General features: G+C 68.1%; 14 protein-coding genes and 1 tRNA gene. All 15 read right to left on the minus strand.

Features of this window, described 5'->3' with window-relative positions; all coding sequences use genetic code 11:
- Nucleotides 1-176: 176 nt before the first annotated feature.
- On the minus strand, nt 177-1,526 hold the full coding sequence (locus AC1D1S_RS08705) for an ABC transporter substrate-binding protein (protein WP_243180063.1): 1,350 nt from the start codon (nt 1,524-1,526) through the stop codon (nt 177-179).
- A gap of 318 nt (nt 1,527-1,844) precedes the next feature.
- Nucleotides 1,845-1,918 (minus strand) — tRNA-Leu (locus tag AC1D1S_RS08710).
- A 32-nt stretch (nt 1,919-1,950) separates the two neighbouring features.
- Entirely contained in the window at nt 1,951-2,895 is a 945-nt protein-coding gene (locus AC1D1S_RS08715) for an N-acetyltransferase (protein WP_476994243.1), read from the minus strand.
- 125 nt (nt 2,896-3,020) lie between these two features.
- The gene (locus tag AC1D1S_RS08720; RefSeq protein ID WP_028277356.1) at nt 3,021-4,508 is read right to left on the minus strand and encodes an NAD(P)/FAD-dependent oxidoreductase; all 1,488 of its coding nucleotides are present in this window, start codon (nt 4,506-4,508) and stop codon (nt 3,021-3,023) included.
- A gap of 38 nt (nt 4,509-4,546) precedes the next feature.
- Entirely contained in the window at nt 4,547-5,959 is a 1,413-nt protein-coding gene (locus AC1D1S_RS08725) for a S8 family serine peptidase (protein ID WP_476994244.1), read from the minus strand.
- Between the two features lie 66 nt (nt 5,960-6,025).
- Entirely contained in the window at nt 6,026-6,985 is a 960-nt protein-coding gene (locus AC1D1S_RS08730) for a Ppx/GppA phosphatase family protein (protein WP_243180067.1), read from the minus strand.
- A complete protein-coding gene (locus tag AC1D1S_RS08735; RefSeq protein ID WP_439954116.1) occupies nt 6,982-7,785 on the minus strand; it encodes a DUF501 domain-containing protein in 804 nt (267 codons plus the stop codon). The genes AC1D1S_RS08730 and AC1D1S_RS08735 overlap by 4 nt, the downstream gene beginning before the upstream one ends.
- 66 nt (nt 7,786-7,851) lie before the next feature.
- Nucleotides 7,852-8,643: an FtsB family cell division protein gene (locus AC1D1S_RS08740; protein ID WP_243180077.1), complete on the minus strand. Its 792-nt coding sequence runs from the start codon at nt 8,641-8,643 to the stop codon at nt 7,852-7,854.
- Nucleotides 8,644-8,729: 86 nt separating this feature from the next.
- A complete protein-coding gene (eno, locus tag AC1D1S_RS08745; RefSeq protein ID WP_018774732.1) occupies nt 8,730-10,010 on the minus strand; it encodes a phosphopyruvate hydratase in 1,281 nt (426 codons plus the stop codon).
- Nucleotides 10,011-10,198: 188 nt separating this feature from the next.
- Nucleotides 10,199-10,804, minus strand: a complete 606-nt coding sequence (locus AC1D1S_RS08750; protein WP_043436257.1) for a MazG nucleotide pyrophosphohydrolase domain-containing protein — start codon at nt 10,802-10,804, stop codon at nt 10,199-10,201.
- Nucleotides 10,805-10,871: 67 nt separating this feature from the next.
- Entirely contained in the window at nt 10,872-12,038 is a 1,167-nt protein-coding gene (locus tag AC1D1S_RS08755) for an adenosine deaminase (protein ID WP_476943518.1), read from the minus strand.
- A 32-nt stretch (nt 12,039-12,070) separates the two neighbouring features.
- Nucleotides 12,071-12,805 (minus strand): DedA family protein, encoded by a 735-nt coding sequence (locus tag AC1D1S_RS08760; protein ID WP_028277350.1) that lies wholly within the window; start codon nt 12,803-12,805, stop codon nt 12,071-12,073.
- Between the two features lie 156 nt (nt 12,806-12,961).
- Nucleotides 12,962-13,597 (minus strand): DedA family protein, encoded by a 636-nt coding sequence (locus AC1D1S_RS08765; RefSeq protein ID WP_476946365.1) that lies wholly within the window; start codon nt 13,595-13,597, stop codon nt 12,962-12,964.
- Nucleotides 13,598-13,787: 190 nt separating this feature from the next.
- The gene (locus AC1D1S_RS08770) at nt 13,788-15,119 is read right to left on the minus strand and encodes a thymidine phosphorylase (RefSeq protein ID WP_476994245.1); all 1,332 of its coding nucleotides are present in this window, start codon (nt 15,117-15,119) and stop codon (nt 13,788-13,790) included.
- Complete coding sequence (locus AC1D1S_RS08775; protein WP_028277348.1) at nt 15,116-15,520, minus strand: cytidine deaminase; 405 nt, start codon at nt 15,518-15,520, stop codon at nt 15,116-15,118. The genes AC1D1S_RS08770 and AC1D1S_RS08775 overlap by 4 nt, the downstream gene beginning before the upstream one ends.
- Between the last annotated feature and the right edge of the window lies 1 nt (nt 15,521).

Raw genomic sequence — 15,521 nt, forward strand, 5'->3', positions numbered from 1 at the left:
GCTCCGGACCAGCGCTCCTCGGATMCGCGCCGCCCCTGTCCGAATCCGCAGCGCAAATCCGGTTCCGCAACCGCGTCCGGTTCCGCGGTCCTGACGCTCCCGGACGCACTCCCCCGCACACAAAAGACCCCCGTCCGGACTGGACGGGGGTCTTCTGCTAGTCGGGGCGAAGCGGCTTACAGCTTGCCGAATTCTTCCTTGACCGGCTTGTAGGTGTTGTCATCCTGGTACTCGTAGATGCCGATGTAGGCTTCCGTCGGGTCGCCGGCGTCGGAGAACGTTACGGGGCCGGACTGGCCGTCGTAGTCGATGTCCTTACCGTTGCGGAGCAGGGTGACGCAGCTCGGGAAGGTGTTGCACTTCTCGCCGCCCTCAGAGACTGCCTTGAGCTGGGCTGCGATGTCGGTGCCCTTGGTGCTCTTGGCTGCCTCGGCCGCCAGTGCGATCAGGTTCACTGCGTCGTAGGACTCGCCGGAGTAGCTGTAGTCCTTCAGCGCCGGGTCAATCCCCAGGAGCTTCTTCTTGAAGTCCTCCTTGGCGAAGGTGCCCGGGATGGTGCCCTGGGCGCCCTTCAGGGTTCCTGCCTGGAAGTCCTTGCTGTAATCGGACATGTTGCCGTCCACCATGAAGATCTGGGTCGGCTTGACGCCCTTGCCCGTCATCAGCGGAACGATGCTCTTGGCCTGGTCGAAGGTGATCAGGGCAATGGCATCCGGCTTGGCGGCGAGAACCTTGTCCACCTGGCTGCTGAACTGGGAATCGCCTTCATTGAACAGCTCCTGGGCAACAACCTTGCCGCCGGCCGCCTCGAAAGCCGCTTGGACGTTCTTCGCAAGGCCGGTTCCGTAGGCGTCGTTCAGGACGATCATGCCGACCGTCTGGGCGCCACAGGTGGCCATGTAGTTGCCGAGGACCTTGCCCTGGAGCACGTCCGAGGGCGCGGTCCGCCAGTAGAGGCCCTTGTCATCCCACGCCGTGAAGTCCGGGGAGGTGTTGGCCGGGGAGAACTGGACGACGCCGGCACCGGTGATCTGGTTGATCACGGTCTTGGAGACACCCGAGGAGGCGGCGCCGACGATTGCGCTGACCCCCTGTCCGAGCAGTGCCGTGGTGGACTGGGTGGCGATGTCGGTCTTGGTGTCGCCGGAGTCACGGTGGATGACCTCTACCGGCTTGCCCAGGACGCCGCCGGCATCGTTGACCTCCTTGATGCCGAGGTTGACACCTGCAATTTCGGGCGGGCCGAGGAAGGCCAGCGAACCCGTCGTCGGCAGGAGCGAGCCGATCTTCAGGGGCGTGGGGGTGGTGGTGGCCGAGGCGGGCACAGTGCCCGCTTCGCCGGCGGCGCTGGTACCGCCACCGGTGGCACTGGGTGCCGGGCACGCGATTCCCGCGGCCGCGGCTGAGCTGGATCCCGACGAACTCGGGGCGGGTGAACCGCCACAAGCCGTAGCCAAAAGGGCAACGCCGAGGCTAAGCACGGTGAGCTTAGCGACGCGGGGCGCAACCCGGGGGAGTGAAGTCATGTACAAGCTCCTCGATCTAAAGGTGCGAWCGGCCTTTGACGCGAAAGATCAGGTGTTCCTGATTCCACTTCAAGCTAGTGCAATTTCGACGTGAAAATAAGTGACTACGGTCACATCCTTATAACACTCGTTGCATAGAGGAAATCTGGACGGTTTGCGGCGGCTGTTTTGCCGGGGGCGACGGCCCGGAACGGCTGCCCGGGTCAGGCGACCCCGAGGGCAAGCACGTGCGGGGGACAAGCCCGTGCGAGGGGCCAGGGAACGCCGGGGGTCAGGGCCGCCCGGCTGTCGGGCGCGGCAGGGCGGCGCGCAGCTCAGTGCCCCAGGTGGGACTCGAACCCACAACACGCGGATTTTAAGTCCGCTGCCTCTGCCAATTGGGCTACTGGGGCGCCCGGTCAATGGTATCCCGCCGCCGGGCGGATCAGTCCGCGAAAGGCTCCGCGTAGCGGAAGGTGCCGCTCACGCCGCCGGGCCAGACGGCGAGCGGCAGCAACTGGAAGTGCGCGGCCCAGCCTGCCTCCGGCGGCGCCACCCCGAGCGAGGTGGACGGAACAAAGCCGAAGCGGGAGTAGTACTCGGGGCTGCCCAGCAGGGCTATCCCCCGCTCCCCCGCGGTGTTGGCCCGCGCCACGGTCTCGTTCATGAGCGCGGTGCCGATGCCGTGGCGCTGCAGCCGCGGCACCACCCCGATCGGCCCGAGGCCGAGCAGCTCCAGCCCGTCCACCCATCCGCGGGTGCTGATCACATGCCCCACGATTTCGCCGTCGAGTTCGGCCACGATGCTGAACGGCTGCAGGTATTCCTGGCACTCGAACAACCGCGCCAGCAGCTTCACCTCCTCGGGTTCGCCGTCGACGTGTTCCCCGGTGGCGGGCGAAATCGCAAACGCGGCGGCGGTGAGGGCGAGGATGGCGGGACGGTCCGCCGGTTCCTCGCTGCGCAGCACGAGTTCCGGTGCCGGTTTGTGCACACCGTTGGCCGCGACGAGCTCGTGCAGTACCTCCAGCGCCCGTTCGGTGTCCGCCACCGGCACCAGCAGATGGTCATGGTGGAAGCCGGCCAGGACGTTGCAGCTGATCTTCGCCTCGGTCAGGGCGGCGCTGACGGCTGCCGTGAGGCCGATCGCCTCCAGCGAAGAGTGCACCTGGAGCGTGATCCAGGCCGCGACGAAGTCGTAGGCGAGCCCCAGGCTGTCCGCTTCGTTCCGCGGCAGCACGACGGTCAGCCCTTCCGCCTCACGGACGGCGGCCGCAATGGCCCCGGCCAGGGGCCTGCCGTGCGGCCACAGGGCGTAGACGTATTCGCCCTCGCGCAGTTCGGGGTGCATGGTGGCCAGGAGGGCGTGCAGGTCCTTATCAGCTGTCATGGAGCCAGTCTAGGCGCGGGCCCCGCGCTCCGGTCCGCTCCCGGCGTCCTGGGGCGGCTGCCCGCCACGAAAACGGCGGCCGCTCCCCCTGAGGGGAACGGCCGCCGTCGAAGGCTCGGATCAGGCTACTTGGAGTCGGCCGGAACAGCTTCCTTGGTGTCGTTCTTGGCAGTGCCGTTCTTCGCGGCGTCGTTCTTGGCAGCATCCGCAGGCGTGCCGGCAACGGGAGCAGCGGCAGGCTTCGGAGCCGGCGTCGCTGCGGCCACGAAGGCGCCGCGCGGGTTGTCCAGATCCATCAGCTGCGTGGTGTCGCGGCCCAGGAAGAAGGCCCAGATCCAGCCGGAGATCACGCGGATCTTGCGCTCCACGGTGGGGATGGCCATGCCGTGGTAGCCACGGTGTGCCAGCCAGGCCAGCGGGCCCTTGAGGCCGATGCGGCCAAGCAGGTTGATGTTCGCCACGCCCTTCCATTCGCCGAAGCCGGCGACGGCGCCCAGGTTCTTGTGCTTGTAATCCTTGAGCGGCTTGTCCCAGCGGGAGGCCCACAGGTTCTTGGCGAGGCGCTTGGCCTGGCGCAGCGCGTGCTGCGCGTTCGGCACGCACGTGCCGTCCGGCAGGCCGCTGCCCGTGAGGTCGGGGACGGCAGCGACGTCGCCGGCGGCCCAGGCGTTCTCGATGATGCCCTCGTCGCCTGCGATGCGCAGATCGGCCAGGACGCGGACGCGGCCGCGCGGCTCGAGCGGGAAGTCGGTGGAGCGGACCATCGGGTTGGCCTGCACACCGGCAGTCCAGACCAGGGTGTCGGTCTCGAATTCCTGGGCCGGGCTCTTGTCCGGGAGGTTGATGAGCTTCAGGGAACCCTCGGCGTTGTCGAGGGAGGTGTTCAGCAGGACCTCGATGCCGCGGCTGCGGAGGTGCTCGACGACCCATTCGGCCTGCGATGCCGTGACCTCGGGCATGATGCGGCCCATCGCCTCGACCAGGACGAAGCGGACTTCCTCCTGCTTGATGCGCGGGTTGTTCTTGACCGCGGCGCGGGCCAGGTCTTCCATTTCGGTGATGCACTCGATGCCGGCGAAGCCGCCGCCGACGACGACGAACGTCAGGGCGCGGGCGCGCTCAACGGGGTCCGTCATGAGGGAACCGGTCTCGATCCGCTCGAGAACCTTGTTGCGCAGGGCGACGGCCTCTTCGATGGTCTTCAGGCCGATGCCCTTGTCCGCGAGGCCCTTGATCGGGAACGTGCGGGTGATGGCGCCGGCGGCAAGCACGACGTCGAAGTAGGGAATCTCGAAGGTGCCGCCACCGTCGGAGGGTGCGACCACTGCCGTGCGGTTGGCGTGGTCGATCGAGGTGACGCGGCCCTGGATGAGTTCCGTCTGCTTCAGGTGCTGGCGGTGCGAGACGACTGCGTGGCGCGCCTCGATGTTGCCGCCGGCAACTTCCGGCAGGAAGGGCTGGTAAGTCATGTAGGGCAGCGGATCCACGAGGGTGACGATGCCACCGGCATTCGCGATCTTTTTCTGAAGTTTGAGGGCTACATACAGGCCGACGTACCCGCCGCCGACGACGAGTACCCGGGGACGGTCCTGGAGCTGAAGGGAGGATGCCATATCTCAAGAATACAGTAGTTTGTGAAAACCTTCACTAACTATGACGGCTTGCTGGAGTCCACCGGATTGACGGCCTCGGGTTCGGCCCTGCCGGTCCCGTCCGGCCCGTCCGGGCCGTCCTTCGGCGGCGTGCGCATGGCGGCCCGCAGCTGGAACGYGGCGGCCACAACGATTCCGACGAGCAGGGCTCCGAAGCCCAGGACCACCGCGGCCGGCACTGCACTGTCCAGCTGGGACGGCTTCTCCGCGACGGGCACGGTCGCTTCGGGCAGGGTGGGGGCAGCGCTGGAGGGTGCGGGCTCCGCGRCAGGGTCAGTCGTGGCGAGGTTTCCGCGCCGGTGGACCCGGATCCAGTCCGAAATGGACCCCAGCGGATTGACTTTGGTTTCCGGGACATCGGCCTTGAGGGCGRCCTCGGCGTTCAGCACGCCGAAGCCATAGAGCGGATCCTTCCCTGGCGCCCCGGCGTCCTTGGCCGTGGTGACGATCCGGTTGATGACCTGGCTGGCGGACATTTCGGGCCATTTGGAGCGAATCAGGGCCGCGACGCCGGACACGATGGGCGTGGCTCCGGAGGTGCCGGCCCAGTCGGCGTAGCCGCCGCCGGGCAGGCCGCCAACCAGGTCCTCGGCGGGAGCTGCGACGCCGATGCTGATGCCCTGGGAGGAGGAGTCGATGCTGGCCGCGCCGGTGCGGTCCAGGCCTGCAACCGTCAGGACGCCGGGGATGGTGGCCGGGGCGCCGACCTGGACGTTGCCGCCCACCCGGTTGCCCGCGGCGGCGACAATCACGACGTCCTTCTGTTCGGCGTAGAGGAATGCCGCGTCCCAGCTCTGCGGCCATTCCGGCGACGTGCTGCCGAGGGAGATGTTGATGACGCGGGCGCCGTTGTCCACGGCCCAGCGCACTGCCTCCGGGATCTGGTCCTGGTCGCTCTTGCCGCCCGGGTTGGCCGAACCGAGCCAAGTGGAGACGGACAGCAGCTGCGCTTCCGGGGCGACGCCGACAACCCCGTCAGGTCCAGCGGCCGGGCCAGCGCCAGGGCCAGTTGCGCTGGCGCTCGGTTTGGCAGTTGCTTCGGGCGCCTGGTGCCCCCGTCCGGCGAGCATGGTGGCCACGAGGGTGCCGTGTTCGGGTTTGGCGCCGATACTCTCCTGGCCGTTGGCCTTGCCGGCGCCGGAAATGTCCGCGCCGCCAGCGAGCACGCCGCCCAAATCCGGATGCCGGCCGTCCACTCCGCTGTCAATCACGGCGACCTTGACCCCGGCCCCCTTGGAAACGTCCCAGGCTTTAGTGATGCCGGACTCGGCGAGCCAGTATTCCTTGTCCCGCCAGGAGTCGGCGTGGGCGGGCGCGGCCAGGGTCAGCGCCGCCGTGGACGCCCCGCCGGCGAGGGCCAAGGCCATCAACGCGGAGGCGGTCCGGCGGCGCCGGGCTGTTGCTCTGGTCATTCAGGTCCTATCGGCGGATGCACCAGCGGCACGGGCGCGCGCTGGGGCACGGCTGCTGGGGCGGGATCATCGGATGCTGAGGGCAATTCCGTCAAGAATATCGTGTTCGCTGCTCACGGCCGTGGTGATGCGGCCGCCGGTGACCTCGGCCAGGCGCTGCAGGACCCGCCGCCAGACCAGGCCACCGGCGCCGATCACGTCCACCCGCCCGGGGTGCATGTAGGGCAGCGCGGCCCGCTCTTCCCGGGTCATTTCGAGCAGCTCGGTGCAGGCTTTCCGGATCGCGTCCAGGTCCAGTTCGGTGCCGTGGATCGCGGCCGGCGAGTACTCCGGCAGGCGCAGCGCGTGCGCGGTGATGGTGGTGACGGAGCCGGCCACGCCGACGACGGCGGTGGTGCGTTCCAGCGGAACGGTTTGTGCCGCCTCGCTGATGGCGGCGTCGACGTCGGCCTCCGCGGCCGCGATCTGATCCGCGGTGGGCGGGTCGCTGCGCAGGTGCCGTTCGGTCATCCGGACGCAGCCGACGTCGACCGAGCGGGCCGCGATGACGCCGCCGGCGTTGCCCAACACGAACTCCGTGCTGCCGCCGCCGAGGTCCACCACCAGCACGGGGTCCTGCCCGCGGGAGGGCAGCACACTGCTGGCGCCGGCGAAGGACAGCGCGGCTTCCTCGTCGCCGGTGATCACCTCGGGTTCGACGCCGAGGATGTCGCGGATGCCGTCGACGAAAACCTGGCGGTTACGGGCATCGCGGGTGGCGGAGGTGGCCACGAAGCGCACCTTTTCGGCGCCGTGCTCGCGGATGAGGGCAGCGTAGTCCCGGGTCGCGGCGAAGGTGCGCTCGAGCGCTTCCTGGGCCAGTTCGCCCGTGGAGTCCACGCCCTGGCCCAGCCGGACCACGCGCATTTCCCGCACGATGTCGGTCAGCCGCGGTGTGGCCGGCCCTGTTGCGTCGCCTGCGCTCACATCGGCGATCAGCAGGCGGATGGAGTTGGTGCCGCAGTCTACGGCCGCGACCCGGGTCACTTGGACTCCCCCGTGCCGGTGGTACCGGCCGTCTCAGCAGCGCCGGCGGTAGCGGCGGTGTCAGCGACGCCGGCGCCGGCGGCGTCGACGCGGGACTTGCGGACCGGTGCGGGCCGGCCCACGATCTCCGGCAGGCCTTGGGGGCCATGGCGGCTGAGGTCCCGCGACGGGGCCTCCCCGCCGGTGTCCCAGGCGCCGTCGCAGTAACAGCGCTCCACGGTCCACCACTCGGCGATGGCCGCGATCGATTCATCCCCCAGCGGGTTCACGCCCGGGCCGGCCGCCAGCGAATGCCCCACGAGGACGTGCAGGCATTTGACGCGGGTCGGCATTCCCCCGGCGGAGACGCCGTCGATTTCGGGAACGGCCCCGATGCCGGAGCGCGCGCCGATCTCGGCACGGGAGGCCAGATATGCCTCGTGGGCGGACCGGTACCGGGCCGCGAGGCCGGCGTCGGCAGCGAGCCGGTCGTTCATTTCGTTCATCAGCCCGGCGGCCTCCAGCCGCGATACCGCCGACGTGATCACCGGGTGGGTGAGGTAAAACGTGGTGGGGAACGGCGTACCGTTGCTGAGCCGCGGCGAAGTGGCGGCGACGAGCGGGTTTCCGCAGACGCAGCGGGCCGGGATTTCGACGACGTCGCGCACGGGCCGGCCCAACTGGCGGCTGAGGACCTCGAGATCGTGCGGTGACGGCTGGCGGGAGCCCTCCGGGGCGTCTGCCCTGTGCCGTGGTGCCGGGGTCTTGGCCCCGTCGTTGTCCTCGGCTGCTCGGTTCTGGTCCACTCGGTTCTCGTCCACGGGAGTGGCACCTTCCTGCCCTGTTCCGGATTGTCCGCGGGACAATCCCGGCGGCGGGCGCCGCTTCTAGTCTGTTGCCGATCGCCTGATGGACTCCCAGAGGGCGTCCACCCAGGGCAGGTTGGCCGGGTCTTGTGCTGATGCTGCACCCGCCGCGCCACCGGATTGCGCGGCAGGAAGATCGCTGCCGAATACCCAGTAGCCCGTCTCTCCGGGCATAACCATGTTAATGCGGTCGCGGGCCTGCTGTTTCACATAGTTGGGATCCTGCCACCGCGACACCTGGCGTTTGAGGTCCTCCTGCTTCGTCTGTTTGGCCGCAATGTCGGCCTGCAGCGCCGCGATTTCGGCGCGTTTGTCCAGGAAGATCTTGACCGTAGGGGCCAGCAGGATGGTGATGGCAATCATGACGACACCCAGGGCCAGCAGCCGGCCCGAGAACGCTTTGGCGGGCACGGGGTCCAGGGATTCGTCCGGCCCCCCTGCGGCGGTCCGGCCCTGGTTCTTGCCGCCGGTCCTGGCGTCGGTCCTGCTGCCGGACTTGGCGCCGTCCTTCCCGGCCGCCGGGCGGCTCTCGGGCTTTGCCGGAGCTCCTGCCGGGGCTGTTACGGGACGGGGTTTGGCCGCAGATGCGGCGCCGGAGCTGCCCGGGGCCGGCTTGCCTGTGGAGGCTGATACCCGTGGCGGGGCAGGCGCAGCGCCGGCCGGCGCCGCCGTGCCGCTGCGGGCGCCGCCAAAGTCCGCCTGGATGACCTCGCCGCCGTCGGCTGCTGCCCCCAGGCCCGTGGCCGCAGGCTTGGCAGCAGCAGCCTTGGCGGCAGGCGTAGCCCGGGGAACATTGGGGCGTCGGGTTGCCATGTCACTCCTTCAAAAGCGGACCAAAAAAAGAACCGGTGGCCATGGTCTTTCAACCATAGCCACCGGTTACCGGTTTTCGCGGCTAACTAGCCCTTGAAACGCGGGAACGCGCTGCGGCCGGCGTACCGTGCGGCGTCGTCGAGTTCCTCTTCGATGCGCAGCAGCTGGTTGTACTTGGCCACGCGCTCGGAGCGTGCCGGGGCACCGGTCTTGATCTGTCCCGCGTTGGTGGCAACGGAGATGTCAGCAATGGTGGTGTCCTCGGTTTCGCCGGAGCGGTGTGAGGTGATGGTGGTGTAGCCGGCACGCTGGGCCAGGGACACGGCGTCCAGGGTCTCGGTCAGGGAACCGATCTGGTTGACCTTGACGAGCAGCGAGTTCGCGGTCTTGGTGTCGATGCCGCGCTGCAGGATGGCCGGGTTCGTGACGAAGAGGTCATCGCCCACGAGCTGGACCTTGTCGCCGATGGTGTCGGTGAGGGTCTTCCAGCCTTCCCAGTCGTTCTCATCCAGCGGGTCCTCGATGGACACGAGCGGGTAGTCGGCCACGAGCTCGGCGTAGTAGGCGCTCATCTCGGTGGCGGAAAGTGCCTTGCCTTCGAACTGGTAGGCGCCGTCCTTGAAGAACTCGGAGGAGGCGACGTCGAGGGCCAGGGCGATGTCCTTGCCCGGGGTGTAGCCGGCGTTCTTGATGGCTTCCTGGATCAGGTCCAGGGCGGCACGGTTGGACGGCAGGTTCGGCGCGAAGCCGCCCTCGTCACCCAGGCCGGTGGACAGGCCCTTGGCCTGCAGGACGGACTTGAGGTTGTGGTAGACCTCGACGCCCCAGCGCAGGCCTTCGGAGAAGGTCTCGGCGCCGATCGGGACGATCATGAATTCCTGGATGTCCACGTCGGAGTCGGCGTGCGAGCCGCCGTTGAGGATGTTCATCAGCGGCACGGGCAGGACGTGCGCGTTGGGCCCGCCCAAGTACTTGTACAGCGGCAGGTCAGCGGAGGCGGCGGCGGCGTTGGCCACGGCCAGGGACACGCCCAGGATGGCGTTGGCGCCGAGCTTGCCCTTGTTGGGGGTGCCGTCCAGGTCGATCATGGCCTGGTCGATGCTGCGCTGGTCGGTCGCGTCGAAGCCGGTCAGGGCCGGGGCGATCTGGTCGATGACCGCGTCGACGGCCTTCTGGACGCCCTTGCCGAGGTAGCGGCCCTTGTCGCCGTCGCGAAGTTCAACGGCCTCGTGCTCGCCGGTGGAAGCGCCRGAGGGAACTGCTGCGCGGCCGATCTGGCCGTCCGAGAGCAGGACTTCAACTTCTACGGTCGGGTTGCCACGGGAATCGAGGATTTCGCGGGCGTGGATGGCATCGATAAGCGCCATGGATATGCTCCTTTGGGTGAAGCGATCTGCAGGGAATCTGACTGCTTGGACTCTGGCTGAACATCAAGCGGAAAGCCGACGTCGTCGTCGCTACTAGCGTAGTCGAGAGCGGGATAAGTTACGGAAACCTATCCAATCCCCGGACGTCATGATGGTGCCGCTACCGTGCCGACTCTAGTCTGCCAGCACTATTGTGCCGAGGGCCTGGGGCCGGTGCTGTCCTGGAACCGGCGCAGGGCGCCGCGGAGAGCGCGTTCGGCGTCGAGCCCGCCGGCCCGGGCAGCGGCCACGATCCCGAACAGCAGGTCGCCGAGTTCCTCCTCGGCGGCCGGGAGGTCGACGGCGGTTCCGGCGGCGGTTTGGCCGGCGGCCGCTGCCATGCCCGCGCGTTCGGCGCGGTCCAGGAGCTTTTGGGCCCGCGCGAGGGCCGGCAGCGCGGCGGGAACCCCGTCGAAGACGTGGCCGCGTTCGGGCATCTCGGCCTTCTTGACGGCGTCCCATTTCAGGACGATCTCCTCCACCGTTGCCGGGAAGGAATCCTGCAGCGAGCCGTCGGGCCGGAACACATGCGGGTTGCGCCGGATCATCTTGGCCTTCAGAACCCGGGCGACATCGTCCAGGTCAAAGGCGCCGCGTTCCTCGGCGAGCCGGGCGTGGAGCACCACCTGCAACAGGACGTCCCCCAGTTCAGACTGCAGTTCCGCGTCGCCGGCGCCGGTCTCGATGGTCTCGGCCACCTCATAGGCCTCCTCCAGGAGGTACTCCACGAGGGACTCGTGGGTGAGGGCACCCATCCAGGGGCAATGCTCGCGCAGGGCCGCGATCAAAGCGACGAGCCCCTGGACGGGTGATGTGTCCTCGTTAGCCAAGATCGGAGTAGGCCTCGTTGATGTATTCGACCAGGGCTTCCTTCTCCTCGAGCGGCAGGAAGGCGGCCTCGGCCGCGTTCAGCGTCAGCTCCAGCAGGTCATCGAGGTCGTAGTCGAACGTCTCAACCAGGAGTTCGAACTCGTCGGTCAGCGTCACGCCGCTCATGAGCCGGTTGTCGGTGTTGATGGTGACGTTGAAGCCGAGCTGGTAGAGCATGTCCAGCGGGTGGCTTTCGATGCCCTCACCGAAACCGGCAATGGCGCCGGTCTGCAGGTTGGAGGAGGGGCAGATCTCCAGGGCGATGCCACGGTCCCGCACCCAGCTGGCGAGCTCGCCCAGGGTCACCATGCCGATGGTGTCGTTGACGGAGTCGTCGAAGCCTTCGGCGGCGGCGGCCTCTTCGTCCTCTTCGAATTCGATCGTGACGTCCTCGGCGATACGGACGCCGTGGCCCAGGCGCAGGGCCCGGCCGTCAACGAGGGCCGACTGGATGCTTTCCAGACCGGCGGCTTCGCCGGCGTGGACGGTGGCCGGGAAGTTGTGCTGGGCCAGGTAGGTGAAGGCGTCCTTGAAGCGGGACGGCAGGAAGCCGTCCTCGGCGCCGGCGATGTCGAAGCCGACGGCGCCGTTGTTGCGGTGGCGGACGGCCAGTTCGGCGATCTCCTGGCCGCGGTCGGCGTGGCGCATGGCGGTGATGAGCTGACCCACCTGGATATCGCGGCCGGTCTCTGCCACGGCGTCCACTCCAGCCTCGAGGCCGGCCTGCACGGCTTCGACCACGTCGTCCAGGCTCAGGCCCTTCTGCAGGTGCTGTTCGGGTGCCCAGCGCACCTCGCCGTACACGACGCCGTCGTCGGCCAGGTCTTCGACGAATTCCTTCGCGACGCGGAACAGGCCCTCCTTGGTCTGCATCACGGCGATGGTGTGGTCGAAAGTCTCCAGGTAGCGGACCAGGGAACCGGAGTCGGCGGATTCGCGGAACCACTCCCCCAGGGCGACGGGGTCCGTGGACGGCAGCGTGTGGCCGACGGCCTCAGCAAGTTCAATGATGGTGGCCGGGCGGAGTCCGCCRTCCAGGTGGTCGTGAAGGGAAACCTTGGGAAGGCCCTTCAGGTCGAAATCGAGGTCAGGGGCAGCGTCAGGAATAGTCTCAGTCACGTTCCAACCATAGGGTCGCCGGGCGCCGGAAGCTACTTTCCGGACGCTCCGGACTCAGCGGACGGACCGGCCAGCATCGTGCCGTGCAGCTCGGAAGCACGCTCACCGGAGGCGGGTTCGGCGACGTATTCGGTCTCAGACGGGACCGGACGGGTGTCGTGGCGGCCCAGGCGCTTGTGCCACCAGCGCAGGAGATGGTCGATGAGGACACCGAGCACAATGGCGAATACCACCGCGATGCCCGCGCTGAGCAACGGGTTGTGGTGCAGCCACGGGAAGGAACTGGCCAGGACGCCGATGCCGATGGAGTAGGCGACCCACGTCAGGCAGGCGAAGCCGTCCAGGAAGAAGAACCGGCGGTGCGGAAACGCCGTCGTGCCTGCCACGTAGTTGACCGCGACACGGCCCCACGGAATGTATCGGGCGGTGAAGATCAGGACGGCGCCGCGCTTCTCGAGTTCGTAGTGGGCCCAACCGAACACCTTTTGGACCTTTGGCTTGCGCATCCAGCGGAACCGCTCGAGGCCAATCTTGCGGCCGAGCATGTAGGCCATGTTGTCGCCGGCCATGGCTCCCACGAGCGCCGTGAGGCCCAGGATCCACAGGTTGGGCTGGCCGCTGTGCACGGAGTACGCCGCCAGGGCAACGATCAGGGTCTCGCTCGGGACCACCATCGCGAAGCCGTCCACGAAGAAAAAAACCAGCAGGAGGGGGTAGATCCACCACTGGCCAGCGGCATGGAGCACGGCCTCGTTAATGAACTCCATGCAGGTGGTGCTCCTTGATGACTGGGAACGGACAACTAAGCCGTAACGTACTCGCGATGACAGTGGGTAGAACTATGGACGAAACTTTGCACGACGTGCGGCCAACAAACGTGACCCAAATCGCTCCTAAGTGTCCCATGGGCGGGCCCAATCCGCCTAGGACTCGGCGGGCGGCACGGAATGCGTCGGTTCCTCCGGTGCGCGGCCGCGCACCCTGCTGATCACGCGGTCCAGGACGACGCCCAGGACGATCGCGCAGACGATGGCAATGGCCGCTCCCAGCACGTGGTTTTTCTCAAACCACGGACCAACAGTCAGGCCGATCCCCACCGAGTAGCTGGCCCACAGCAGCGCCGAGAGCACCGTCAGGCTGACGAATCTGCGCCACGGGTAATGTGTGGCACCGGCGGTCAGGTTAACGGCCACCCGCCCGATCGGGACGAAGCGGGCAACAAGGATCAGTGAGGCAGGCCGTTTCCGCAGTTCCCGGCCGGCCCAGCGGAAGGCCGCCTGCATGCGCGGGCCGCGCTGCCACGCCCAGCGCCGGGTTCCGGTCCCGCGGCCGATCAGGTAGGCCATGTTGTCGCCCACCAGTGCCCCTGCGGCAGCCGTTGCGATCAGGAGCAGAGGGTTGGGGACGCCCGCCGTGGCGGCGACTGCAGCCAGGCCCACCACCACCGATTCGCTCGGAATCGGGGGGAAGAAGCCGTCGATCACGCAGCAGGCGAAAACCAGGACGAGGACCCAGGGTTGCCCTGCGGCGGCGAGGATGAAGTCGTTGATTGCCTGCACAGCTTCCTAACGCGCGGCGGGGCCAGATCGATCCAAGCGCAGGCTCGGCCGGAGCCGGGCCTGCGCCAAGGGTACTGCTGTGGAGTCAGTCTTGTGGAGTTAGTGTACCGCCGGCTCCGGCCGCCGTTGCCCCATCACGTACGGCTGTTATCCCCAGGGTTTGGGCGCCATAAGGGATAGGGCAACGGGGTTAGGCGATGCGGTCGATGATGAGCTTCTGGGCGGGCCGGGAGCCCTCGGGGGCGATCACGGCGGCGTGTTCGAGCGCTTCCTTGGCACGCTCGAACTTCTCCGGTGTGTCCGTCAGCAGGGTCATGAGCGGKTCGCCCGCCTTGACCGTGGCGCCGGGCTKGGCGTGCATCCGCACCCCGGCACCGGCCTGGACCTGGTCCTCCTTGCGGGCGCGTCCGGCGCCGAGCCGCCAGGCAGCGACGCCGACGGCCATCGCGTCGAGCTCCACCAGGACGCCGTCGGCCGGGGCGTAGATGACCTCGGATTCCTTGGCGACCGGGAGCTTGGCGCGCGGGTCTCCGCCCTGGGCCTCAATCATCCGGTTCCAGACGTCCATAGCCCGGCCGTCCCGGAGTGCTGCCCGGGGATCGGCGTCGCGGATGCCGGCACACGCCAGCATTTCCTCCGCGAGCCGGACGGTGAGTTCGACGACGTCGTCCGGGCCTCCGCCGGCGAGGACCTCCACGGATTCCTCGACCTCGATCGCGTTGCCCGCGGTCAGGCCCAGCGGCGTGTTCATGTTGGTAAGCAGTGCCACCGTGTTGACGCCGGCGTCCTTGCCCAGGGCCACCATGGTTTCGGCCAGTTCGCGGGCGCGCGCCTCGTCCTTCATGAACGCGCCGCTGCCCACCTTGACGTCGAGCACCAGCGAGCCGGTGCCTTCGGCGATCTTCTTGCTCATGATCGAGGAGGCGATCAGCGGGATGGCCTCCACGGTTCCGGTGACATCGCGGAGCGCGTAGAGCTTCTTGTCCGCCGGGGCCAGCCCGGCCCCGGCCGCGCAAATGACCGCGCCGACGTCCTGGAGCTGGGCCATCATTTCGTCATTGCTCAGGGCCGCACGCCAGCCCGGGATGGCCTCGAGCTTGTCCAGGGTGCCGCCGGTGTGGCCGAGGCCGCGGCCCGAGAGCTGCGGCACTGCCACGCCAAACACCGCCACCAGCGGAGCCAGCGGCAGGGTGATCTTATCCCCGACGCCGCCGGTGGAGTGCTTGTCCGACGTCGCCTTCACGCCGCCGTCGGGCCGCCGCAGGCTGGAGAAGTCCATCCGCTCGCCGGAGGCGATCATGGCCGCCGTCCAGCGGGAGATCTCGGCCCGGTCCATGCCGTTGAGCAGGATGGCCATGTTCAGGGCGGCCATCTGTTCGTCGGCGATGGCGCCGCGGGTGTACGCGTCGATTGTCCAGTCGATCTGGGCCGGGCTGAGCACACCCTTGTCCCGCTTGATGCGGATGATGTCGACGGCGTCGAACGCTTCACTGTTGTTGGGGCTCTGTGTCGTTTGTGTCACCGGGGTTCCTCCAGGTGTTGGGGGCCAAAGGCATCGGGAAGGACCTGGTCCATGGTCTTGATTCCCTGCGTGGTCATGAGCTCCATGTCCGGAGCCCGGAATTCGTAGAGCAGCTGGCGGCAGCGCCCGCACGGCATGAGGACATTCCCGCCGGCGTCGACGCAGTAGAAGGCGCGCAGCCGTCCCCCGCCGGTCATCTGCAGGTTGCCCACCAGGGCGCACTCGGCGCACAGGGTCAGCCCGTAGCTGGCGTTTTCGACATTGCAGCCGCTGACGATCCGCCCGTCTCCGGTGAGGGCCGCGGCCCCCACCGGAAACTTCGAATACGGCGCATAGGCGTTCTTCATGGCGGAGACTGCCGCGGCTTCGAGTGCAGCCCAGTCGACGTCGGTGCTGTCCATT

Source organism: Arthrobacter sp. P1_A5 (genome assembly GCF_056406825.1).